General features: G+C 65.6%; 24 protein-coding genes and 2 tRNA genes. 5 read left to right on the forward strand and 21 right to left on the reverse strand.

Going from position 1 to position 19,931, the window contains the following annotated elements; all coding sequences use genetic code 11:
- Nucleotide 1: 1 nt before the first annotated feature.
- From V8686_RS08825 to V8686_RS08900, 16 genes are read right to left on the reverse strand one after another with little or no spacing between them, the layout of a single operon-like run.
- Nucleotides 2-196, reverse strand: a complete 195-nt coding sequence (locus V8686_RS08825) for a 30S ribosomal protein S14 (protein ID WP_251331144.1) — start codon at nucleotides 194-196, stop codon at nucleotides 2-4.
- The gene (locus tag V8686_RS08830; RefSeq protein WP_379703615.1) at nucleotides 193-720 is read right to left on the reverse strand and encodes a 50S ribosomal protein L5; all 528 of its coding nucleotides are present in this window, start codon (nucleotides 718-720) and stop codon (nucleotides 193-195) included. Before V8686_RS08830 ends, V8686_RS08825 begins: the two co-directional genes overlap by 4 nt.
- Nucleotides 717-1,436 (reverse strand): 30S ribosomal protein S4e, encoded by a 720-nt coding sequence (locus V8686_RS08835; RefSeq protein ID WP_379703617.1) that lies wholly within the window; start codon nucleotides 1,434-1,436, stop codon nucleotides 717-719. Before V8686_RS08835 ends, V8686_RS08830 begins: the two co-directional genes overlap by 4 nt.
- On the reverse strand, nucleotides 1,433-1,789 hold the full coding sequence (gene rplX / locus V8686_RS08840; RefSeq protein ID WP_379703618.1) for a 50S ribosomal protein L24: 357 nt from the start codon (nucleotides 1,787-1,789) through the stop codon (nucleotides 1,433-1,435). The genes V8686_RS08835 and rplX overlap by 4 nt, the downstream gene beginning before the upstream one ends.
- Nucleotides 1,786-2,184: a 50S ribosomal protein L14 gene (locus tag V8686_RS08845; protein WP_379703620.1), complete on the reverse strand. Its 399-nt coding sequence runs from the start codon at nucleotides 2,182-2,184 to the stop codon at nucleotides 1,786-1,788. The genes rplX and V8686_RS08845 overlap by 4 nt, the downstream gene beginning before the upstream one ends.
- Nucleotides 2,184-2,510 (reverse strand): 30S ribosomal protein S17, encoded by a 327-nt coding sequence (locus tag V8686_RS08850; RefSeq protein WP_379703621.1) that lies wholly within the window; start codon nucleotides 2,508-2,510, stop codon nucleotides 2,184-2,186. Before V8686_RS08850 ends, V8686_RS08845 begins: the two co-directional genes overlap by 1 nt.
- The gene (locus V8686_RS08855) at nucleotides 2,501-2,893 is read right to left on the reverse strand and encodes a ribonuclease P protein component 1 (protein ID WP_379703622.1); all 393 of its coding nucleotides are present in this window, start codon (nucleotides 2,891-2,893) and stop codon (nucleotides 2,501-2,503) included. The genes V8686_RS08850 and V8686_RS08855 overlap by 10 nt, the downstream gene beginning before the upstream one ends.
- Nucleotides 2,893-3,102 (reverse strand): 50S ribosomal protein L29, encoded by a 210-nt coding sequence (gene rpmC, locus V8686_RS08860; protein WP_379703623.1) that lies wholly within the window; start codon nucleotides 3,100-3,102, stop codon nucleotides 2,893-2,895. Before rpmC ends, V8686_RS08855 begins: the two co-directional genes overlap by 1 nt.
- Nucleotides 3,102-4,052, reverse strand: a complete 951-nt coding sequence (locus V8686_RS08865; protein ID WP_379703624.1) for a 30S ribosomal protein S3 — start codon at nucleotides 4,050-4,052, stop codon at nucleotides 3,102-3,104. The genes rpmC and V8686_RS08865 overlap by 1 nt, the downstream gene beginning before the upstream one ends.
- On the reverse strand, nucleotides 4,052-4,516 hold the full coding sequence (locus V8686_RS08870) for a 50S ribosomal protein L22 (protein WP_379703626.1): 465 nt from the start codon (nucleotides 4,514-4,516) through the stop codon (nucleotides 4,052-4,054). The genes V8686_RS08865 and V8686_RS08870 overlap by 1 nt, the downstream gene beginning before the upstream one ends.
- Before the next feature lie 3 nt (nucleotides 4,517-4,519).
- Complete coding sequence (locus V8686_RS08875; protein ID WP_379703627.1) at nucleotides 4,520-4,942, reverse strand: 30S ribosomal protein S19; 423 nt, start codon at nucleotides 4,940-4,942, stop codon at nucleotides 4,520-4,522.
- A complete protein-coding gene (locus V8686_RS08880; RefSeq protein ID WP_379703628.1) occupies nucleotides 4,942-5,664 on the reverse strand; it encodes a 50S ribosomal protein L2 in 723 nt (240 codons plus the stop codon). The genes V8686_RS08875 and V8686_RS08880 overlap by 1 nt, the downstream gene beginning before the upstream one ends.
- Nucleotide 5,665: 1 nt before the next feature.
- Nucleotides 5,666-5,920: a 50S ribosomal protein L23 gene (locus V8686_RS08885; RefSeq protein WP_379703629.1), complete on the reverse strand. Its 255-nt coding sequence runs from the start codon at nucleotides 5,918-5,920 to the stop codon at nucleotides 5,666-5,668.
- Nucleotides 5,917-6,663 carry a 50S ribosomal protein L4 gene (gene rpl4p, locus V8686_RS08890; RefSeq protein ID WP_379703630.1) on the reverse strand — a complete coding sequence of 249 codons (747 nt, stop codon included), beginning with the start codon at nucleotides 6,661-6,663 and terminating at the stop codon, nucleotides 5,917-5,919. The genes V8686_RS08885 and rpl4p overlap by 4 nt, the downstream gene beginning before the upstream one ends.
- 3 nt (nucleotides 6,664-6,666) lie before the next feature.
- Entirely contained in the window at nucleotides 6,667-7,683 is a 1,017-nt protein-coding gene (locus tag V8686_RS08895) for a 50S ribosomal protein L3 (protein WP_379703631.1), read from the reverse strand.
- Nucleotides 7,684-7,687: 4 nt separating this feature from the next.
- Nucleotides 7,688-8,545 carry a putative RNA uridine N3 methyltransferase gene (locus V8686_RS08900; protein WP_379703633.1) on the reverse strand — a complete coding sequence of 286 codons (858 nt, stop codon included), beginning with the start codon at nucleotides 8,543-8,545 and terminating at the stop codon, nucleotides 7,688-7,690.
- 221 nt (nucleotides 8,546-8,766) lie between these two features.
- Here V8686_RS08900 and V8686_RS08905 point away from each other — a divergent pair.
- Nucleotides 8,767-8,837: transfer RNA gene (locus V8686_RS08905), tRNA-Gly, on the forward strand.
- 208 nt (nucleotides 8,838-9,045) lie between these two features.
- On the opposite strand, the gene V8686_RS08910 is transcribed toward V8686_RS08905, so the two are convergent.
- On the reverse strand, nucleotides 9,046-9,201 hold the full coding sequence (locus V8686_RS08910; protein WP_379703634.1) for a rubrerythrin-like domain-containing protein: 156 nt from the start codon (nucleotides 9,199-9,201) through the stop codon (nucleotides 9,046-9,048).
- A 431-nt stretch (nucleotides 9,202-9,632) separates the two neighbouring features.
- Between V8686_RS08910 and V8686_RS08915 the strand changes: the two genes are divergently transcribed.
- The 4 genes from V8686_RS08915 (at nucleotide 9,633) to V8686_RS08930 (ending at nucleotide 12,250) form a co-directional block, all read left to right on the forward strand.
- The gene (locus tag V8686_RS08915; RefSeq protein WP_379703635.1) at nucleotides 9,633-10,190 is read left to right on the forward strand and encodes a hypothetical protein; all 558 of its coding nucleotides are present in this window, start codon (nucleotides 9,633-9,635) and stop codon (nucleotides 10,188-10,190) included.
- A gap of 173 nt (nucleotides 10,191-10,363) precedes the next feature.
- Nucleotides 10,364-10,438, forward strand: a tRNA-Glu gene (locus V8686_RS08920).
- Nucleotides 10,439-10,767: 329 nt separating this feature from the next.
- On the forward strand, nucleotides 10,768-11,481 hold the full coding sequence (locus tag V8686_RS08925; protein ID WP_379703636.1) for a helix-turn-helix domain-containing protein: 714 nt from the start codon (nucleotides 10,768-10,770) through the stop codon (nucleotides 11,479-11,481).
- 184 nt (nucleotides 11,482-11,665) lie between these two features.
- The gene (locus V8686_RS08930) at nucleotides 11,666-12,250 is read left to right on the forward strand and encodes a DUF7344 domain-containing protein (RefSeq protein WP_379828770.1); all 585 of its coding nucleotides are present in this window, start codon (nucleotides 11,666-11,668) and stop codon (nucleotides 12,248-12,250) included.
- On the opposite strand, the gene V8686_RS08935 is transcribed toward V8686_RS08930, so the two are convergent.
- The 4 genes from V8686_RS08935 to V8686_RS08950 are packed head-to-tail and all read right to left on the reverse strand — an operon-like array spanning nucleotide 12,247 to nucleotide 19,881.
- Nucleotides 12,247-14,253 carry a SpoVR family protein gene (locus V8686_RS08935; protein ID WP_379703639.1) on the reverse strand — a complete coding sequence of 669 codons (2,007 nt, stop codon included), beginning with the start codon at nucleotides 14,251-14,253 and terminating at the stop codon, nucleotides 12,247-12,249. The genes V8686_RS08930 and V8686_RS08935 overlap by 4 nt on opposite strands.
- Nucleotides 14,250-15,572, reverse strand: coding sequence for a YeaH/YhbH family protein (locus V8686_RS08940; RefSeq protein ID WP_379703640.1), 1,323 nt, complete (start codon nucleotides 15,570-15,572; stop codon nucleotides 14,250-14,252). Before V8686_RS08940 ends, V8686_RS08935 begins: the two co-directional genes overlap by 4 nt.
- Nucleotides 15,563-17,818, reverse strand: coding sequence for a PrkA family serine protein kinase (locus V8686_RS08945; RefSeq protein ID WP_379703641.1), 2,256 nt, complete (start codon nucleotides 17,816-17,818; stop codon nucleotides 15,563-15,565). The genes V8686_RS08940 and V8686_RS08945 overlap by 10 nt, the downstream gene beginning before the upstream one ends.
- Nucleotides 17,815-19,881, reverse strand: a complete 2,067-nt coding sequence (locus V8686_RS08950) for a PrkA family serine protein kinase (protein WP_379703642.1) — start codon at nucleotides 19,879-19,881, stop codon at nucleotides 17,815-17,817. The genes V8686_RS08945 and V8686_RS08950 overlap by 4 nt, the downstream gene beginning before the upstream one ends.
- Nucleotides 19,882-19,931 lie beyond the last annotated feature (50 nt).

Consider the following 19,931-nt stretch of genomic DNA (forward strand, 5'->3'; position numbering starts at 1 on the left):
GTTATCGATACTTCTTGAATCCCATGTCTCGGGCGACCTCGCGGAAGCACTGCCGGCAGAGGAAGATGTCGTACTTGCCGACGAGTCCCTGCTTGCGGCCGCACCGACGACACTGGTGGCGGTCGTCCGTGCGGGGCGTGGCGTGCTCTCCGGTCACGTCGCGTCCGTCCTGGGTTCCTGATTCACTTTCGCTCATTCCGTTACCTCCACGTCGAAGTTGGCTTCGACGAAGGCGATCGCGTCCGACGCGTCGAGTCGATGCTTCGACGGGATCGAGCGCGACACCTTATCTCGCTTCGCGACGCGGTATCCCGGGCGGACCATGTTGACCGTCACGTCCAGCCCGTAGATGCCGACGTTCGGGTCGTACTCCTGGCTCGGGAACTCCGTGTGTTCCTCGACGCCGAAGCTGACGTTGCCCGTCTCGTCGAACTGCGAGGCCGAGAGATCGACCAGCGTGAGTGCCGTTTCGAGGAACTCGACCGCAGCGTCGCCGCGAAGGGTGACCTTCGCGCCGATCGGGTCACCCTCGCGGATGTTGAAGTCCTGGACCGTTCCGCGGGCCGTCGTCCGGACGCTCTGCTGTCCGGTGACGTCCTCGAGGATGTCCTCGGCGTCCGCGAGTTCGCGGCCACCTTCGCCGACGCCCATGTGGACGACGACCTTCTCGATCCGCGGTTCGCGCATCTCGTGGAACTCCGCGGTGTCACTCTCGCTCATTCGTCATCCTCCTCTTCGTCACCGGTGAAGTTCTCGTCGATCACGACGACGTACTCCTCGATCGTCTCGAAGCCGCCGTCGTCCTGGGAGACGGTGACGACGTTGTCGCCGCTCCCGGGCGTGACCGTGATCGTGTCGATTTCGCCGATTTCGCCGGCGTGACTGCCTGCGACGGCCGTCACCAGGGCACCCTCCTCGTAGACGAAGTGGGCGACGATGTCCTTGGTCTCGTTGTCGACGACCAGGGAGTCGCCGGTGGCGTACTCGCCAGCCTCGTCCTCCGCGACGCGCACGTTCGTGCCGTCGTGGAGGGTGAACTGGAAGTCACCGCCGGTTACCTGGGTCTTCCGCACGATCTTGCCGAGACGGCTCCCGGCCGCGTCGGCGTCGATGGGGGTCAGCGACAGTCGACCGCCCTCGTCGGGGAACACGCGGTAGAACTCCTCGCGTTCCGCGAAGGCCAGGATGTCGAACATCCCGATTGGACGTTCGACGTCGGAGATAGCGTCCCCGTTGACGAGGACGCTGTCCTGATTGAGTGCGTAGTTCGCTTCCTTGCGCGAGTCGACGTAGCCGAGCACGTCCCGCAGGACGATGAGCAGGGGAACCCCCGCCTCGCCGTGTGGGCCGGCGCCGGCCTTGACCGTCCAGGTCGCGGTCTTCCGTTCGACCGGCCAAGACTTCGGGACCGAGAGTCGTTTCTGGTGTCGAGTCATTCGGTATCCGCCTCCAGGCGCGCCTGCCGGCGCTCGTCTTCCAGGTTCAGTGCCGTCACGCGGAGGTTGCTCGCATCGAGGGGCCGGGGCACTTCCTCGCCGTCGGCCTTCTCGACGGTCACGTCCTCGACGTGGACGACTTCGTCCGTGAGGTCCACCGCGATCACGTCGGCTTCCTCGCCGGCGTGGTCGCCGCGGAGCACCTCGACGGTGTCGCCCGCGTTGACGCGGACCGATCGCTGGCCGTACTCCTCGCGGAGGTCCTCGGCCAGCGTGGATCGAACCTGATCCTGACGCTCGTGCAGGGGCGCGTTCCGCTTCCGTGTGCGCTCTTTGTGTGGCTGTCGAGTCATACGATCATCGTCGCGGTTGATGCGATGCTCCCGAAGCGTTCGGCGACTTCACGCGCGACGGGACCTTTGATCTCGGTCCCGCGAGGCTCTTCCATGTCGTCGATGACGACAGCCGCGTTGTCCTCGAACTTCACGCGCGTGCCGCTGGGTCGGCGAATGGGCTTGCGCTGGCGGACGACGACCGCCTCCAGCACCTGCCGGCGCATTTCCGGCGTGCCCTTGGTGACCGAGACGGTCACCTTGTCGCCGATTCCCGCTTTGGGGTGTCGATTCTTGGTTCCGGAGTAGCCCGCGACGCTGATAATCTTCAGTTCGCGCGCTCCGGTGTTGTCCGCACAGTTGATGAGCGACCCCTTGGCGAGGCCACGGGTGACGTCGGCTTTCAGCGCCTCCATCACTCGTCACCTCCCAAAATTTCGACGACCACGTGTGATTTGGTCTTCGAGAGGGGTCGCGTCTCCGCGATGCGGACCCGGTCGCCTTCCGAGAGGCCCAGACACGGGGGTGCGTGGGCCGGGATGCGACTCCGGCGTTTCATGTATCGGTCGTACTTGGGAACACGAACGTCGTATTCGCGTTCGACGACGACCGTCTTTTCCATCGCTGTGGAGGCGACGGTGCCCTCCAGCGTCTGGCCGCGCACGGACAGTGAGCCGTGGAACGGACAGTGCTGGTCGGAGCAAGCCTCCTCCGGTTCGGTTACGTTCAGTCCTATCGCCATGTGGATACACCTGCCTTCTCGGTTCGCAAGGCGGGTCGTGAGAGCAGTCGTGCGCCATCCACCGTAACGTAGGCCACGTCCTCGCAACCGCCAGACTGACCGGATCGGAGTCCGGCAGTTTCCGACGGAAGTTTGGGCGCGGTCCCCGACGCCTTCTCGGCGTCGGCGGCTTCATCTGTGCGCTGGGGGAGGGCGAATTCGAAGGTGGTCCCCTGCTTGGGGACGCGCCACACCCGGTCGCCGGTCGACACGACGAGCGTCCGCATCGTCTCGCTGACGACGCGGCCGCTGATCCCGACGTTGTCGGGATTCGTCGACTCGACGACCCGCACACGCAGGCCGTTGAGTTCGTGTCGAACCAGGGTCTCGGGTGTGAGCGCCATTATTCTTCGATGTCGCCTTCTTCGCGCTGGATCGTCTTGATCCGCGCGATGGTTCGTTTCAGTTCGCCGGGACGCGACGGGTTCTCGGGCATGCCACCGGCGGCCTGCAGTGCCTTCGCGTTCAGCAGTTCCGTTTCGAGGTCCTCGAGTTCAGCCTCGCGTTCGGCGGGCGTCATGTCGCGGATCTCCTCGACGTGTAGGATCGCCATTATGCGTCCTCCTCCTCGTCGGTTTCGTCTTCGTCAGCCGTTTCCATCTCCTCGACGAGGTCGGCCGCCTCGTCCATCGTCTCCTCGTCGACGTCTTCGTCGACGGTTTCGGTGGACTCCTCGTCGGCGTCCGCGGCTGCTTCGGCCTCGTCGTCCTCGTCACCCGGAAGTTCCTCCTCGACGACTTCCTCGACGATTTCCTCGTCGAGGCCTTCGTCGAGGTCCTCGGGCGTCTCGGTCGGCACGTCGACGTCCTCGTCCTCGCCGACGTCCGGGATCTCCTCCGGCTCTTCCTCGAGGAGTTCCTCGACGCCGCCGCCGGTCTCGGCCGCCTGTTCGACGGGTTCGACGTCGGCGTCCTCGGCGATTTCGAAGTCGTCGGGCAGTTCGGCGCCCGGCGGGATGATCTTCACCGTCACGCCGATGGTGCCGAGTTTCATCACGGCGACGCCCTGCCCCTCGTCCACGATGGATTCGGCTGGTTCGCCGTTGTGCTTGATGTAGCCGCGGTTGAACTTCTCGACGCGCGAGCGCGCGCCAGTGACCTTCCCGGACAGGACGATTTCGGCGCCGAGGGCGCCGGCTTCCATGATCCGGTCGATGGTCGTGTGACCCGCCTTGCGGAAGTACCAGCCACGCTCGAGTGCGTTGGCCAGTCGGTCCGCCACGATGCGGGCGTTGAGATCCGGTTCGTCGACCTCCTGGACGTCGATCTGGGGGTCGTCGAGGTCGAACCGCTCTTCGAGTTGGGTCGTCACCTTGCGGATGTTCTTCCCACCCTTGCCGATGACCATCCCGGGCTTTTCGGCCTTGAGGACGATCTGGGTCCCCATCGGGGTCTTGGCGACGTCCATGCCGCCGTAGCCCGCGCGGCCGAGTTCGTCCGCGAAGAACTCGTCGATCTGCGAGCGCTGCAGGCCGTTCTCGATGAATTGGTGTTCGTCGGCCATTAGTTCTCGTCCTCCGATTCGATGATCAGTTCGACGTCACAGAGCGTGGTGTTCCACGGATCCGCGCGACCGAACGCACGGGGCTTGCGACCCTGCCGTTCACCGACCTTGTGGGCGGCGACGTGCTTGATCGTCATCGATTCGCCGTCGAACCCCTGTTCGTCCGCGTTGTTGCTCGCGTTCTCCAGCAGACTCAGGAAGTCCTTGCTGGCCTTCTCGGGGTAGCGACCGGCGTCCCAGCCGTCGATGTCGCTTCGATGACCGACGCCCGTGTTGTGCTGTTTGAACGGGACGGACCGTTCCTCGTCGATGACTGCCTGGAGATACTCCTCGGCGTCGGCGACGGTCATGCCCTTGATCGCGCGGGCGATGGCCTTGCTGTGCTTGATGCTGATGGGCCGCTCTCGGAGCATCGCCTTGGCGGTCGTCTCCGGGTCGGCCTCGACGCTGTAGTTGATTCCCATGTGTTACTTGAGTGGCACGAACTTCGAAGACCTGGTCGCGCCGATGCCGGCCTGACCGTGTTCGACCGACGTTCGGGTGAGCTGGAACTCGCCGAGGTAGTGCCCGATCATCTCGGGGTCGACCTCGACGCGCTGGAACTCCTGCCCGTTGTAGACCGAGAAGGTCAGCCCGACCATCTCGGGGACGATGGGCATGTCCCGGAGGTGGGTACGGATCGGATCGTTGGCCGTCTCCTCCTCTCCGGCCTCGCGGGCACGGTCGAGCAGCTTCTGGTGTTCGACCGACAGGCCTCGGGTGATGGTTCGCCGCATTCGAGCGGGGAGCAGTTCCGCGACGTCGTCGAGCGACATGGACTGCAGCTCGTCGAGCGTGTGACCGCGGTAGGTGAACTCACCCTCGCGGCCGGTTCGGTATTCGGAACTCATTATTTGTTACCTCCGCGTCCGGTGCGTTTCGAGGCGATGTCACCGACCTTCCGTCCCGGCGGCGCGTTCCGCGAGACGGACTTGGGTTTCCCCGGATGCTGGCGGCCGCCGCCACCGAACGGGTGATCGACGGCGTTCATCGCGACACCACGGACCCGCGGCCACTTCGTGCCTCGGGACTTCATCTTGTGGTGCTTGTTCCCGGCCTTGACGAACGGCTTTTCGGTTCGGCCGCCACCCGCGACCACGCCGACCGTGGCGCGACACTGCGGGTTGAGGCGCTTGACCTGGCCGCTCGGCAGCTTCACGACCGCGACCCGTTTGTCGTGGGTCATGAGCTGTGCGCTCGTGCCGGAGGCCCGGGCGAACTTGCCGCCGTCGCCGGGGCTGCTCTCGACGTTACAGACCGGGACGCCCTCGGGGATCTCGGCCAGCGGGAGCGTGTTCCCGGGCTTGATCTCCGCGGAAACGCCGACCTGAATCGTCTCCCCGACCGTCACGCCCTCGGGTGCGAGGACGAGCCGTCGGTCCCCGTCCTCGAACTCGACGGCCGCAATCGGCGCCGAGCGGGCGGGGTCGTGTTCGATGTCGACGATCTCTCCCGAGATCGTGTCGCGCTCTTCGTCCTTCTTGTGTTGGAGGTCGGCCTTGTAACGGTGGCTGGGGGCACGGAACGTCGGCCCACCGCGACCACGTCGCTGGCCTTGAATGCGTCGTCCCATCTTAGAACACCCCGATTCGCGAGGCGATTTCCTGTGCGTCGTCGTCCTCCGAGAGGGCGACGACTGCCTTCTTCTCGCCCTGAGCGGTGATCTGCGTGTTCACGTTCGTGATCTCCACGTCGTATCGGACCTCGATGGCCTCGCGGATCTCCCGCTTGTTCGCGTCGATGTCGACGACGAAATGGAGCTTGTTGTCGAAGTCCATCTCGTCCATCGCCTTCTCCGTCACCAGCGGGTGGTGGATGACCTGGCTCATCGGTCGGCCACCTCCGCGACGGCGCTCTCGGTCCAGAGCGTGAGTCGACCGGCGTCCGTACCGGGGGCGAGGTCCTCCGCGTTGACCTCCCGGGCCGTCGTCACGTCCGCACCGGCGAGGTTGCGTGCCGCCTTCGACGGCTCCTCGCTCGTCACGAACAGGATCGACTTCGGCTCGCGGTACTTCCGGCCGCGGGTCTTGCCACGCCCGGCCTTGACCGAGCGACCGTCGTCGGCGCGTTCGACGTCCGCATGGACGCCGAGCGCTTCGAGCAGGTCGACGACGTCACGGGTCTTGACCAGATCCTCGAAGTCGTCGCTGACGACGAGCGGCAGCGAGAGGTCCTCGTCGAACTCGTGACCGCGTGCGGCCACGCGCTCGGCGTCGGTCGTCGCCGCGACGGCCGAGCGGACTGCCAGCTTTCGCTCCTTGTCGTTGATTCCTTTCCCCTGGTCCTTCTCGGCTTTCGGCGGGTGCGCCTTGCGCCCACCGACCGTCTGGGGCACGCGGGCGCCCTGCCCGTTCTCTCGGGGCACGTGGGCCATCCCGCGGCCGCTCCCGAAGGACTCCGCCGGGGTTCGCAGCCCGGCGTAGGGGTCGGCACCGTACGCCTGTTTTCGGTTCGCCTGTGCGGCCAGGACGGCACGCTTGATGAGGTCCGGCCGGTAGGCCGTCTCGAAGACCTCCGGGAGGTCCACCGTGCCCGCATCCTCGCCGTTCAGATCGCGTACTGTTGCTTGCATTGGTTATCCCTGGTTGGATGCGGTCGAAACGTAGCGCACCTCGGGGTCGAGGCGCGGTTGGTCGTTCGGTCGGACGGCCGGGCGGAAGCGAAGGAGTCGCTGATCCGGGCCCGGCAGCGAGCCTTTGACGAGCGCGTAGGGCCCGTCGACCTCGCCGTAGTTGACGAAGCCGCCGTCGACGGACGCCTCGTCGCCGTCGCCCATGTCGATCAGGCGCTTGTTGAGTTCCGTCCGCTGGTGGTAGCCCGTCTGCCCCTGCTGGGGGACGGTCGAACGCACGCGGGACGGGTTCCACGGGCCGAGGTTGCCGATCCGTCGGCGCCACCCCTGACGGGCGTGTTTGCCCTTCCGCTTCTGGACGCCCCAGCGCTTGACGGGGCCCTGGGTGCCCTTCCCTTTCGTGATGCCGCTCGCGTCCATGAACTCGCCGGCGCGGAACACGTCGGACATGTCGTGTTCGCCGCCGTCGGCGAGCAGGCCGAGCGCGAAGTCGACGCGCTCGTCGAGCGACCCGCCGCCGACGCGCGTCTCCATCACGTCTGGCTTTTTCTTCGGGACGTTCGCCAGTTCGCTCGGCACCGTGTGGGTGATCATCCGCAGGTCGTCGACCGCACCGCTCTCGACGGCCTCTCGGAGCGCGTCGGCGTCGTCCTCGAAGCTGTCTTCCGCCGGCAGGTCGAGCGTGCGGTCGAGTTCCGGGTGGAACTCGTCGGTCCACACTTCGGTTGCCGGCTTCAGTCCGTACGACGTCTCTTCGTAGGCTCGCAGGGCGACTGCCCGCATCGGCGGCGTCTCGACGACGGTCACCGGGACCGACTCCTCCATCCCTTCGCGGGGGGAGTTGGCCTCGTCATTGACCATGACGACGTGGGTCATTCCGGCCTTGTAGCCGGCGAAACCCTGTAGCGCGGGGGCGCCGTCGTCGTCGGGCCACGAGCGAATACGCGGGACTTCAGTGGTCGCGCGTTTGCGCGGACCGAATCCCATCGAGCCTTTTCGTGGTCTGCTTGGTTGTGGCATGGATTTACTCCGTGAGTGTCAGGGGCGCGAGCGACGCGAACATCGCCTCCTCCGTTCGCACCGTCTCGCTTCCCTGCCGCGGAATCGTATTCAGCCAGAGGTCGAACCCCGGTCCGGGTTCGACGTCCGTGTCGCCGGCGGCGTCGTCCGCGGCGGCGACGTCCTCGACTGGGATGTCGAGGATGGCCGGAAGCCCGCGCCCGGGTGCCCCGAAGGCGACGGTCATGTCGCCCTCGGTGCGCCCCACGACGTCGGCCAACCGATCGACCGACAGCGACGCCCCGTGGCGGGACGTCCCGATTCGTAGCCCCGCGTCGGGGCGGGCCAGCGCTTCCGACAGGTCCGCACGACGGATCTCGAACCCCGGTAGGGGGTCGTCGACGATCCGGGCGCGGACCGGCTCTCTCGAAGAGATCCTGATGGCGACGCGCTCTCCTTCGCTCACCTCCATCCCGTCGGGGAGGAGGAGGGAGATTGGGTGTTGCAGTGCGCAATTGACCCGAACGCGGCCGTCAGGTCCGACCTCGGTCACGATTCCCTCTTGTAACGACCCCGGACGCTCAGGTCCGGAGCCGGTCCGTGACGAGACGCGGAGGGGCGGCAACACGCCGGCGTACTCCAGTTCGTCCCGCGTCCCCCACGCGTCCTTTCGGAGGTAGGGGGGCGTGGCGGCGTACCGGAGGACGACCTCGACGAACCCGCCTCCCCAGCGCCGTTCGCCGTCCACGTCGTGGAAGACGACCAGCCGATCCGCCCGAAACACCGTCGCCGCGCGGGCGACGTAACCGAGTTTGCGAGTTGCCTCGCGTTTGTCCTCGGCTTCTCGGACGAGGGAAGACGGCACGAGCACACTGAGCGTCATGCCGGGCCTTTCCGCGTCACGTCACTAGACTGTGCAACTCGTACCGCATCCTCCGGTAAAAGGGTAGCGAAAAGCAAACTGTCCTGTGACGGCCTCACACGGCCCGAAACGCCGATTCGTGGGGAGTTCTTCCACGGCAACGACCCCCACGCCGGCACCGAGTTGGCCCGGATTTCGGAACGCTTAATTATCCGTCCCGGCTTGGTGTGAATGCGAAGGGCGCGCTGGTAGTGTAGTGGTATCACGTGACCTTGCCATGGTCACAACCTGGGTTCAAATCCCAGCCAGCGCATTTTTGCCGAACCCTGCGACCGAGGAGCGGAGCGACGAGTGAGCCGTGAGGGAAAAATCGTCACTGCGGATTTGAAGGAGAGAAACGCGAGCGTTTCGCGTGGTTCAAATTCCCACGAGCGCATTTTCTCGATTCGACGACGAACGGCGCGAGCGCTCCGCGTAGTCGCCATCGCTGGAGTTCCGACCCGTTCCGGGGCGGCCGGTGCCTATTCGAGCGACTTTGCTCGGTTCTGAAACTCCCCGCCACAGGCCGCACACGTCCCGGGATTCGTGTCGTTCTCGACGATTCGACCACACTGCAGGCACTCGTACTCGGACGTCGTCTCGGCCGTACTGTGCTCGACGTCGTGGCTGTGAGGCATATCCTCGGGTTACAGCGCCAGCGTGAAGTATTAATCGTACTAGGTATATTAATGAGTATAATTGTCACATAGCGTGGGGCTCCCCGCCCCACGGCGTCGCCGGGGGTGTGTCCCGATGCCCGACTCGCGGGGCATGCCCGCCGATTCGGACGAACGAACGGGCCGGGGCCGCCCCCGAGACGGGGACTGTCTTCGGCGGCGGCGGAGCCCTGCGCGCTCCGGTTCCTCGCTGCCGGCACCGACGGGGAACGGCTGGTGCAGGGACCCCGACGGGTCGAGCCAGTCGAACTCGCGGTGGCGAGGATCCGGACCGACCGGAGCACGTCTCGCCCGACGGTCCCACGTGCGACTGATCGTTCGCGGGGGTCGTCGCCGCTCTCGCTCGTCCGCGGTAACGAACCCTTATACCGATCACTCTCCCAACTGAGGGCATGGATCGGCGTGCGTTTCTGGTGGCTGCGGGAGCGGGACTGGCCGGCTGTGGGTCGACGACCTCTCCCGACGGCGAGTCGGAACGGACGGCGACGGGGACGGCGACACCGACATCCACGGCGACGCCGACGCCGGTGGAGACGGCGACGCCAACGCGCACGCCGCCAGAGCGTCGGTATCTGCCGCAGTTGCTGGACGTAGCACTCGTCTCCACCTGGTCGGAACCCGGCGACCTGGCGGCGAAACGGATCGATCAGGTGCGGCGTGGCCAGCCCGCCGTCGTCGCGTTTCGGTACCGCCTTCGCGTCCCCGAGGGGACGATCAACCTCAAGGAGGGCGTCGACGTGACTACCGACGACGAACTGGTCGTCCGACGCTTTCGGGACGTCGACCGCACCGTCGACTCGGCCGGACTCTACACGTGGGAGGACGCGATGACGTTCGAGACGGCCGAGTGGCCGACGGGGTCGCTGACGGCGTCGGTGGCCGTGGGCGAACTCCAGTTGCACCGGACCTCGGACTCCGTGGCGACGACGTTCGAACTCGTCCCGGCCTGACCGGAACCGGAATCGCGTTCACCGCCGACCGTTCGATAGCGACGGTCGCGTCGTGTCGCCGGGAGACGACTGACGGCGTCGAACGCCTCACAGTCGACATCCGATCCCGAGCGGTCACGGTCGGCGACCGAAAAAGACGGATTTATCAATAGCCGTCCCATCCTCGAAAATGCGCTCGGTTGGTGTAGTCCGGCCAATCATGTTGGCCTTTCGAGCCGACGACCAGGGTTCAAATCCCTGACCGAGCATGGTTCTGAACGAACGGAGTGAGTGAAGAAGCACGTACCGTGACGGGATTCGAATCAGGGAGCGGCTTTGCCGCGACCGTGGTTCAAATCCCTGACCGAGCACTTCTGCGATGCGTCACCCCGTGACGCGAGCGAACGCGCGACGGGGGGATTCGAAACGCGCAGCGAGGAGGGGTCGATCCCGGTGGGCCTGAAACGCCCCGCCGACCGTTCGATCCCGCCGCCGGTCGAGCGCGAACCCCGCTCCGTCGCCTCCTGTTGTGCTCCCCGTTCGCCCCGAATTTGTATCGACAGATACTGTTTTCGTCCGCCGGAGCAACTGTCGACTGATGAGTGATACCGAACCACATTCCGGGTCACGGAAGCCCGTGGAGGTCAGGTTCGCCGTCCCCGATCCGACCTATCCGTTCATCGGGATCACACAGGAGGAGGACTGTCGGGTGGAACTCGAGCGAATGCTCCCGCGGGGGCCGGGTACCTACGCGGAGTTCTTTAGCGTGATCGGTGCCGACGCCGACCGCGTTCTAGAACTCGCCCGGTCGAACGACCTCGTCGAACCCCATCTCGTCTCTCGGTACGAGTCCGGAGGGCTGTTCGAGTTCATCGTCTCGGGGGGCTGTCCCGCGCGCCAACTGGCGGAGCTGGGTGCCATTCCTCAGGACGTGGTGAGCGAGGACGGGCAGGGACGTATCGTCGTCGACATCCCCGCCGAGAGGGACGCACCCGAGATCGTCGACGCCTTTCTCGACGATCACCCGACGGCGAATCTGGTCGCCAAACGGACGAACGAGCATCCGGACCCGTTGCTCACGACGGAAGCACTACAGATGGCCGTCGACGACCGACTCACCGCCCGACAGCAGGATATCCTGTTCACCGCCTACGAAGCCGGCTACTACGAACGGCCGAGCGAGACGACCTGCGAGGAACTCGCGACCGAGTTCGGTATCAGCCCCGCGACGCTGTCACAACACCTCCGAGTGGCCGAACGCAAACTCCTCGCCATCGTCGTCGAGGACAACGTCGTCTCCCCTTCGTCCTGAGTTCGTCCCGGTCCCCGTGTCGACTGCCCCGTCGTGTCGGTTGGCGCTCCCGACGGTCAAGGAGTGACTTTATCAACTGAACGAACAGTAGGACGTACGTGCATGCGGCCGGTCCCCACTGAGGGCGCGAACCGCACTCGGGGGCGCTCGCTCGATGCCGCTCGCTCGTCTCTCGGATCAACACATGTCCGCACAAGAATCTCGTCGTCGTGAACGCTCACAGCCCGATGGACTGTCGAAAGACACCATCTTCTCGATGCTGAGCAATCAGCGTCGGCGGTACGTGCTCTACCACCTGGGTCGGACTCGGGAGACGGTGTCGCTTCGGGACCTCGCCGAACGGATCGCTGCTTGGGAGAACGACGTCCCGATCTCGGAGTTGAACTACAAACAGCGAAAGCGCGTCTACACGTCGTTGCACCAGACACACTTGCCCAAACTCGACGAGGCGGACATCGTCGACTACGACCGTGACCGTGGAACGATCACCCTGGCCGATCGGGCGGCCGAACTCGACGGCTATCTGGAGGTAGTCGGGGAACACGACCTGCCGTGGTGTGACTTCTATCTCGGTCTCTCTGCGGTGGCGCTCATCGCTCTCCTGGCGACGTGGCTGAATCTGTTTCCCTTCTCGCTGCTCCCGAATCTCGTTCTCGCCGGCGTGATCGTCGTACTCTTTGCGGTCGCCGCCGGGGCCAACTCGTATCTCGCGCGTCGGAATCGGATCGGTGGCAGCAACGCACCCCTCGCCGGCCCCGACGAGGATTAGGTCAGCCAGTCCTCCGGTTTCGTGTCGTAGTCGATGTCGTTGGCGGCGATCCGTTCTTCGAGGTCCGGTTCCAGTTCGTGCGTCTCGAAGCGGGTCCCGTCGTATCGGATGCGCTTGCCCACCTCCGTCGGCGTCGGTTCACGGTTGCGCCGGCGGGCAATCTCCAGTTCGTGTTCGTCGTACTCCTTGACGATGGTCATCAGGTTGACTGGCCGTCCCCACAGGTCGTAGGTGCGTTCGAGCACGCGCTTTGCCTGTTCGACGTCGAGGCTGATCCCGTTGTACTGGTGACCGAGCAACAGCTCGTTCCGGTTGTCGAAGTTGCCGTCGTAGACGGCGACGGTCGGTTTCCCGAAGTTGGTGAACTGCAGGAGGAGTTTCTTCTTCACGTCGTCGGGGTCGCCGGAGGCGACGCGGAAGTCGCCGGTCGCCTGCGAGAACTCGTAGGTGAAGTAGTCGTTCTCGGTGACGAACTCCTCGGAGAGGAACGCGTCGATGAAGGTCACGTCGTTGTGGCTCTCCCGGAGTTCCCGCATCCGCCGCCAGCCGGCGCCGTAGTCTACGTCCGTCAGGGCCTCCGCGACGGTGTCGTACTTCGCGTCGTCGAACATGTACCGCGCCAGGCGTTCGAGCTCCGACCGCCGGATGCGACGGAGGAATCCGCGGTTCTGAGGTTTGCACAGCGAGAAGTGCCGTTCGGCCAGGCCCGCGGTCGTGAGCACCTTCCACGGGTAGCGCTCTACGTCCACCTCGCCAGCGCGTGCCCGTTCGAGGGTGTCGGCGTCGACCCGGGGGTCCGCGGGGTCGAGATCCGAAAGTGTCTCCGGTGTGACGGTGGCGATGGCCGGATCGGGCGCCAGCAGGTCGGCCACCTCGTCGAAGTCGACCACGTCGTGGAAGTTCCGCCACGTGATCCCCTCGACTCGCAGGAGTCGATCGGCCACCGCCCGCCGGTTGGTCACGTTCTCGACGTACTCCCAGAGTTCCTTGCCGAGTTTGTAGGGGTTGAGTCCGGGTGAGCCGAGGACGCGGGCCATGTGGTCGGCGTACGTGACGAACTCGTCGGTGCCGGCGAAGTTCTCGTCGCTCATCATCAGCGACTCCCAGAAGCTGGCCCACCCCTCGTTCATCACCTTCGTCATCTTCTGGCCCGCGAAGTAGTACGACTCCGTCCGGAGGATGTCGAGGACGTCCTTCTGCCACGGGTCGAACTCCGTCGCTTTGCCCGACTCCCCGTCGAACTGCTGCCCGTGTTCCCGGAGGTACGCCAGCACGTCCTTGTGTGGCTCCTCGAGGCGTGCCGCCGCCCGCTCCGACTCGGCGAGTTCGTCCAGCCACTCCTCGTCGAAGGCCTGCCGGCGGACGTCCTCCGAGACGCCGAGTTCGTCGAGTCGCTCGCGCAGGTCAGCGGGGGCGTCGCGCTCCCGCCGCTGGTCGGCCCGCGCGAAGGCGCGGTGCTGGTCGATGGTGTCCTCCAGGCAGAGAACGGCGTCGATGAATCGCTCCACCTCGTCGCGGTCGATTTCGGGGTCCTCGACGTAGCCCGTGACTATTTCCGCGTGTCGTTCGAGCATGGCTGCGGCGTCTAGGGCCGCGCGCTCGTCGCCTTGGCCGTCGCCGAACAGGCCGAACCACTCGTTGTTGGCGAAGAAGTCGGCGTGGGCCTCGACGTGCGTGATAACCGCCTTCTGGTCGGCCAGCGAGTTCGACTCCTGGAGGAAGGCGTGCGAGGGGTTGTCGTTGTTGACGATTTCGAAGGCCTTGCCCATGCCGAACTGGTCCTGTTTCTGCTGTCGGTCGTAGGCCATCCCCCAGCGCCAGTGGGGGTAGCGCCGCTGGAACCCGCCGTAGGCGATGAGTTCGTTCATCTCGTCGTGGTCGACGATCCAGTAGTTGACCGGGTACGGGTCGAGTCCGAGTTTCCGGGCCAGTTCCGCGGCCTCCTCGACCGGTTCGGTGAGTCGGGTCGCTTCCTTCCGTGCGTCGATGCGGTCGTCTCTCATTGATCCTCCGTACTCAGGATGTCGTAGATGGCGTCGGTCACGTCAGCGGGGTCGGAGACGTAGGCAACGACGACGCCCTCGCGGTCCTCGAAGGCGCGTTCCACCTCCTCGGCGTGAGTGGCGTTGATCGCCGTCCCTCCGGGCTGTGTCTCCACGTAGGCGTGGAGGTTCGCCGGGATGTCGGCCATCAGCGGCACGACGTTCTCCCGGGTGTCGTTGCTGGAGTTCTCCGAGTCGCCGGCGGCGAAGACGTAGCGGTTCCACTCCGACCAGGGGTACCGCTCGTTCAGGACCTCCGCGGCGAGTTCGTAGGCCGAGGAGATGCGGGTGCCACCGCCAGAACGGATCCCGAAGAAGTCCTCGCGGTCCACCTCCCACGCCTCGGCGTCGTGGGCGATGTAGACGAACTCCGCCCGGTCGTACTTGCCGGTGAGATACCAGTCCAGCGGCGTGAACGTCCGCTCGACGAGTTCGCGTTTCTGCTCGCGCATGCTCCCCGACACGTCGCGGATGTTCACCACCACGACGTTTTTCTCCGTCTTCTCGATCACCTCGGGGTGGCGGTAGCGTTCGTCCTCGCGGCGGAAGGGTACCTGACGGAGGCCGTCGCGGCGGATGCGCTGGAGCGTGGTGGTGCGCTCGACGTTCTCGACCATCTCCTCGAAGCTCTCCCAGCGGCCACGCTCCGCCTCCGGGATGTCGTCCCACCGGTCTTCGATCCAGGCCCGGGAGACGAGGACGTTCTCCTCGCGACACCACCGGAACACGTCGCCCGGCGTGGCCCCGGCGACCCGCATCGCCTCGCGGACGAACTCCTCGTCGAAGTCCATCGCCAACTTTCGTTTCAGCCCCTGTTTGAACAGGCGCTCGAAGTCGAGGGTGCTGTTCGGCCCCGCCCGCGTCAGTTCCGTGAAGTCGCCTTCCACTTCCTCGACTACCTCCTTGCCTTTCGGCTCCAGGTCGAGACCGAGTTCCTCGTCGAGTTCCTCGGCGAACTCCTCGGGGTCCATCTCGTAGTACTCGTGGTCGGTGCCCTCCTCACCGGGGTCGCCGTCCTCGTCGCCGTCCGCGTCGCCGTCGCCGGGTTGGGGCGGGCCGACCGGCTGACCCACGTCGGGCGTGCCGTCCTGCCCCTGCCCGACGCCCCCGCGGTCACGGGGGTCGTAGGCGAACTCCGGAAGGTCGACGACCTTGATGGGCACTCGGATGCTGTCCGGGCCGCTCCCGCCGAGGTCGCCGTAGCGGATGAACTCCTCCAGGTCCTCGCGGCGTCGCTCGCCGACCTCCCGGAAGCGGTCGAGATCCTCCCTCAGTCCCATCGGTAGCCCACCTCCCGCATCACTTTGCGGCTCGTCAACTCCGCCGAGGCCGGCGAATAACCGTTCTCGCGGAGGTGTGCGATCGTTCGTTCCTTGAGGTGTTCGGTCTCCGTCCCGGACGGCGGGTCCGTCCACTGAGCGGGGTCGAACCCCTCGAACAGCCGTTTCACGTCGCCCCAGTCGTGGGCGTCCAGCACCGCTCGGATGACCGGAATCTCGGCGACGTCGACGTTCTCGATGGCGAAATCCTCGTCGCGGTTCTCCCACGCGTAGCGATTGATGGCCGTGATGACCTTCTCGCGCCGGAACTCCTCGACCCGGTCGCTCGGCGTCGCGCCGTCGTAGGCACCCGCCCCGAACCGGCCGAGGTGTTCGGTCTCGAACACCTTCATCAGCAGCGGATCGGGGGCTGCCGGTCCGCGCTCCGTCTCGACCTGTTCGCCGTTCGCCCAGGCGAAGACGTGTTCGACGTACTCCGCGACGGTCCCCTCGTCGACGCCTTTCTCGGCCAGCAACGCGTCGAGGACGTCCGCCTCCTGTCGGTCGAAGACGTAGCTTTTCACGATCGCGAGGCGGTTCTCGTACTCCGCGGCCTCGGCCCGCGAGAAGACGGGCGCGTCGCTCAGGCCGTCGGCCATCGCGTCGAGGACGTCGTCGGGCATGACGACGCGTTCGACCGGCAGGTCTGTGTGGTGTCTGTCGGCGTCGGTCTGGAGAAGGTCCGCGATCACGTCGCGCGTGTAGGTGACGGGAATCCCGTGACTTCCGTCGTCGCCGTCGAACTCGAACTCGTCGGCGTCGATCCGCTCGTCGCCCTCCCGCAGGTACCCCTGGTCGAAGAGCAGGGCCTTCTCGACGAGGCTCCGGTTGCCGGGCACGTCCTCGCCGTCGAGGCGGGTGACGACGCTGTACAGCGCCGCCGCCTCGACGGCGTGGGGTGCGAGTTCCCGGTCGACGAGTCCGCCCGTCCCGTCGCGCATCGACAGCGTCAGTCCCTCACGCACCCGAGATTCGAGGTCGGCGTACCCTTCGGCCTCCCAGACGGCCGTCTCCGCGGTCAGCTCGCGGCGGATCAGTTCCGCCTCCAGCGAGAGGTTGGTGAGGTAGCCGAACTCGTGTTTGTCGAGGCGTCGCTTCAGCGCCTTCAGCGGGTCCCGCCCGTTGCGGTCGGCGTACTTGTCGAGTTCCACGTCCAGATCCGGGTTCGAGATGATGAGCAACTGCGTGTCGATATCCATCCCGATCCCCTTGTCCAGTTTCACGCGCCCCTCGTCGGGCACGTTCAGGAGTTTGCGGAGCAGGTCGGCGTGTTGGGAGGCGTCCTCGACGACCGTCAGCAGGCTGTTGCCTTGCGAGAGGACGCCGTCGTAGGAGAACGCCTGCGGGTTCTTTCGCCCGCGCGAGTCGAGTTCGCGGAGCATTCCGGGCATCCACGAGCCGACCAGCCGCTCCTTCGGCGACCCGTCGTCCTCCGAGTGGAGGACGCCGATGCCGCGCCCGACGTCGACGACGTAGTTTTTCACCCGAAGGTGTCGCGGATCGGTGATCGAACTGAACAGGTTGGTGCCGCCGGCACGCCGGTAGCGCTCCTCGAGGTGGTCGTAGGCCTCCCGGCAGAACGGGTCGAGGTCGGCCTCGACCCGCGTCGGTACGTGGCCCTCCTCCTCCAGGTCGTCGAGAATGGACTGGCGGACCCCCGGCGGGAACACCGAGAGCGGGTGAGACTGGACCGGGCTCTCGTACCAATCGTCCTCGCGGTCGATTTCGTCGCCGTAGCTGAGGCCGCGCTCCTCCGTTCCCGCGGTGATGTTCCACTCGACGGTGTAGCGGCGACCGGCGTCGGTCTTCGAGTACTCCCGAAGCCCGTTGATGAGACACCGCTTGAGTTCTGATTTCCCCGTCGCCGTCGGCCCGTCGAACCAGATGATCTTCTCGCTCTTTCCCCTGTCGGCCGCGATGGTCCGGAGGTCGTCGACGAAGCCGTTCAACACCTCGGTGTTGCCGAGGATGGCGTGTTCGCCGTCGTTGGCGGGGTCGTCGAAGAAGCGGTAGCGCTCGCGCTCCGCCCCCTCCTCGATGACCGTGCGAGTACCCATCGACTCGATGGCCTCGAGGAGGTACTTCGGCGCGTGGGAGGCGATGGAGGGCTGTGCCATCGCCGCCTCGACGTACCCGGCGAGGCTCATCGGCTCCTCGTAGGCCCCGGAGAGTGCCTCGTCGCCCTCGCGGATGTAGTCGTTCGTCATCCTTCCAGTTCGCTCTTTGCGACCTCCGCGCCGGCGAACTCCAGGACTTCGGTGGCTCCCTCACGCGAGTATCCCTGCTCGATGAGCGCGTCGACCCACGCGCTCCGCTCGTCGTCGTCGAGTTCGTTCGCCGACACCAGCGCCGAGAAGTTGATGTTGTGTTTCTTGTCCTCCCAGAGTTTGCGCTCCAGGGCGCGGCGCAGGCGGTCGTTGTCCTGCGGGTCGAAGCCCTCACCCTCGCGGGCACGCCGACTCACCCAGTTGGACACTTCCTGCCGGAAGTCGTCCTTGCGGTCGCTCGGAATCTCTAGCTTCTCCTCGACGGAGCGGAGGAACGTCTCGTCCGGTTCCTGTTCCCGTCCGGTGAGTTCGTCGGTGACGGTGGCGTCGTCGATGTACGCCATGACGTGGTCCATGTACTTCTCGCCCTGACGACGGATCTCGTCCACGTCGTAGGCGAGGGCGTGGCGCACGTCCTCGATGGCTCGCTCCTTGTACTCCTCGCGGACGAGTTCGAGGTAGCGGTGATACCGGTCGACGTTCTCCTCCGGGATCGAGCCGTGGTTCTCGAGGTTGCGCTCGAAGTGGGTAAACACTGAGAGCGGCGAGAGGTACCCGCGGCCGCGGTGGGTGGCGTCCATGATTGCCTCGGCGATTTCGTCGCCGATGAACCGGGCGGAGACGCCGTCCATCCCCTCGGCGATGTCCGCGGTCCCTTCGCCCTCCTCACGCAACTTCTTCACGTCGACGTCGTCCGTCTCGTCGATTTCGCCGTTGTAGGCCTTTGCCTTCTGGACGAGTGTGACGTTCTCGGCGTCGGGTTCGGTGATCCGGGTGAGGACGCCGAACAGCCCCGCCATCTCCATGGCGTGGGGTTCGATGTGCATGTCCGGCACGTCCGCGTTGCGGAGCATCTTCCGGTAGATTTCGGCCTCCTCGCCGTACTCCAGGACGTAGGGGAAGTCGATGCGCTTCGTGCGGTCGTTGAACGCCTCCATCTTCTCGTCGCCCTTTTTGTCCCGGTACTCGGGCATGTTGGTGCGACCGACGATCACCTGGTCGATGTCGATCCGAGGGTTGTTCTTCGGCTTGATCGTCTGTTCTTGGGAGGCGTGCAGGAAGTCGTAGAGGAACTCCCGCTGGAGCTTCAACAACTCCTCGCCGCTGAACAGGCCGCGGTTGGCGTTACAGAACGCCCCCGAGTAGTCGAACGCCCGCGGATCGGACTCGCCGTAGATGGCGATTTTCGAGTAGTTGACGTCGCCCGTCAACTCCGTCTCGTCCTGGTTTTTCTTGTCCTTCGGCTCGAACGTCTCGACGCACTGGCGCTTGTTCTCCGAGGCGACCAGCCGAACGACCTCGACGTGGTTGTCGAGGACGGCCTTCAGGTCGTCGTCGTAGTGTGCCAGCAGCCGATCCATGTAGAACTCGCTCGCCGGGTCGAGCGACTGTTCGTTGCGGACGGTGTAGGGCGCGTCGAGTGCGCCGTTCAGCCGTTCGAGCACCCGGTCGCGCTGTTCCTGTGGGAGCAGGACGAGGGGGTCCTGATTCATCGGCGAGACGACGGTGTCGTCCGCGGGGTCCTGATCCCGCACGATGTCACAGAGGTTCACCCACTGGAACGTGTACATGCGCCCGTCGTCGCTCATGGTGTAGTCCTCGAAATACCGACGAACCATCCAGTCGAAGTGTGACTTACCGGACCCGACGGGACCGAGCAGCAGTTTGATTCGCTTTTCGGGGCCCAGCCCACGGGCGCCGCTTTTCACCTTGTTGACGAACTCGTGGATCGATTCGTGCACTTCGCGGCCGTAGAAGGTGTTCTCCCCGTCGTGTAACGGGTCCTCCGAAGCCATGAGATACTCCACGACGCCGGCATCCTCGTCGTACTCCGTCCCGTAGTAGTCGAACATGTCGGCGACGCGCTGATGGGCGTTGCGAGCGATCCGCGGATCGTCGTACACCTCGTCCAGGTACCAATCGAAGCGCTTCGCTTCGCGGAGGTCCGCGGGAACCGATTCCTTGTAATGCTGGCTGAGGTCTTCGAGGGTTTCCTTCGTCATTGTCTCTTCGTGTCTCGGACCCGGGAGCGCAGCCGAACGCTCCCGCCGAT

The organism is Haloplanus litoreus (assembly GCF_045690335.1).
GTDB lineage: Archaea > Halobacteriota > Halobacteria > Halobacteriales > Haloferacaceae > Haloplanus > Haloplanus litoreus.

Excerpts from the sequence above, each read along its gene's own strand:
- V8686_RS08900 (WP_379703633.1), bottom strand. The coding sequence starts at position 8,545 with ATGACGCTCAGTGTGCTCGTGCCGTCTTCCCTCGTCCGAGAAGCCGAG.
- V8686_RS08935 (WP_379703639.1), bottom strand. The coding sequence starts at position 14,253 with ATGAGAGACGACCGCATCGACGCACGGAAGGAAGCGACCCGACTCACC.
- V8686_RS08950 (WP_379703642.1), bottom strand. The coding sequence starts at position 19,881 with ATGACGAAGGAAACCCTCGAAGACCTCAGCCAGCATTACAAGGAATCG.
- V8686_RS08925 (WP_379703636.1), top strand. The coding sequence starts at position 10,768 with ATGAGTGATACCGAACCACATTCCGGGTCACGGAAGCCCGTGGAGGTC.
- V8686_RS08915 (WP_379703635.1), top strand. The coding sequence starts at position 9,633 with ATGGATCGGCGTGCGTTTCTGGTGGCTGCGGGAGCGGGACTGGCCGGC.
- V8686_RS08945 (WP_379703641.1), bottom strand. The coding sequence starts at position 17,818 with ATGACGAACGACTACATCCGCGAGGGCGACGAGGCACTCTCCGGGGCC.
- V8686_RS08830 (WP_379703615.1), bottom strand. The coding sequence starts at position 720 with ATGAGCGAGAGTGACACCGCGGAGTTCCACGAGATGCGCGAACCGCGG.
- V8686_RS08835 (WP_379703617.1), bottom strand. The coding sequence starts at position 1,436 with ATGACTCGACACCAGAAACGACTCTCGGTCCCGAAGTCTTGGCCGGTC.
- rpl4p (WP_379703630.1), bottom strand. The coding sequence starts at position 6,663 with ATGCAAGCAACAGTACGCGATCTGAACGGCGAGGATGCGGGCACGGTG.
- V8686_RS08855 (WP_379703622.1), bottom strand. The coding sequence starts at position 2,893 with ATGGCGCTCACACCCGAGACCCTGGTTCGACACGAACTCAACGGCCTG.
- V8686_RS08940 (WP_379703640.1), bottom strand. The coding sequence starts at position 15,572 with ATGGGACTGAGGGAGGATCTCGACCGCTTCCGGGAGGTCGGCGAGCGA.
- rpmC (WP_379703623.1), bottom strand. The coding sequence starts at position 3,102 with ATGGCGATCCTACACGTCGAGGAGATCCGCGACATGACGCCCGCCGAA.
- V8686_RS08865 (WP_379703624.1), bottom strand. The coding sequence starts at position 4,052 with ATGGCCGACGAACACCAATTCATCGAGAACGGCCTGCAGCGCTCGCAG.
- V8686_RS08885 (WP_379703629.1), bottom strand. The coding sequence starts at position 5,920 with ATGAGCCAGGTCATCCACCACCCGCTGGTGACGGAGAAGGCGATGGAC.
- V8686_RS08825 (WP_251331144.1), bottom strand. The coding sequence starts at position 196 with ATGAGCGAAAGTGAATCAGGAACCCAGGACGGACGCGACGTGACCGGA.
- V8686_RS08850 (WP_379703621.1), bottom strand. The coding sequence starts at position 2,510 with ATGGCGATAGGACTGAACGTAACCGAACCGGAGGAGGCTTGCTCCGAC.
- V8686_RS08845 (WP_379703620.1), bottom strand. The coding sequence starts at position 2,184 with ATGGAGGCGCTGAAAGCCGACGTCACCCGTGGCCTCGCCAAGGGGTCG.
- V8686_RS08910 (WP_379703634.1), bottom strand. The coding sequence starts at position 9,201 with ATGCCTCACAGCCACGACGTCGAGCACAGTACGGCCGAGACGACGTCC.
- V8686_RS08875 (WP_379703627.1), bottom strand. The coding sequence starts at position 4,942 with ATGAGTTCCGAATACCGAACCGGCCGCGAGGGTGAGTTCACCTACCGC.
- V8686_RS08880 (WP_379703628.1), bottom strand. The coding sequence starts at position 5,664 with ATGGGACGACGCATTCAAGGCCAGCGACGTGGTCGCGGTGGGCCGACG.
- rplX (WP_379703618.1), bottom strand. The coding sequence starts at position 1,789 with ATGACTCGACAGCCACACAAAGAGCGCACACGGAAGCGGAACGCGCCC.
- V8686_RS08870 (WP_379703626.1), bottom strand. The coding sequence starts at position 4,516 with ATGGGAATCAACTACAGCGTCGAGGCCGACCCGGAGACGACCGCCAAG.
- V8686_RS08895 (WP_379703631.1), bottom strand. The coding sequence starts at position 7,683 with ATGCCACAACCAAGCAGACCACGAAAAGGCTCGATGGGATTCGGTCCG.
- V8686_RS08930 (WP_379828770.1), top strand. The coding sequence starts at position 11,666 with ATGTCCGCACAAGAATCTCGTCGTCGTGAACGCTCACAGCCCGATGGA.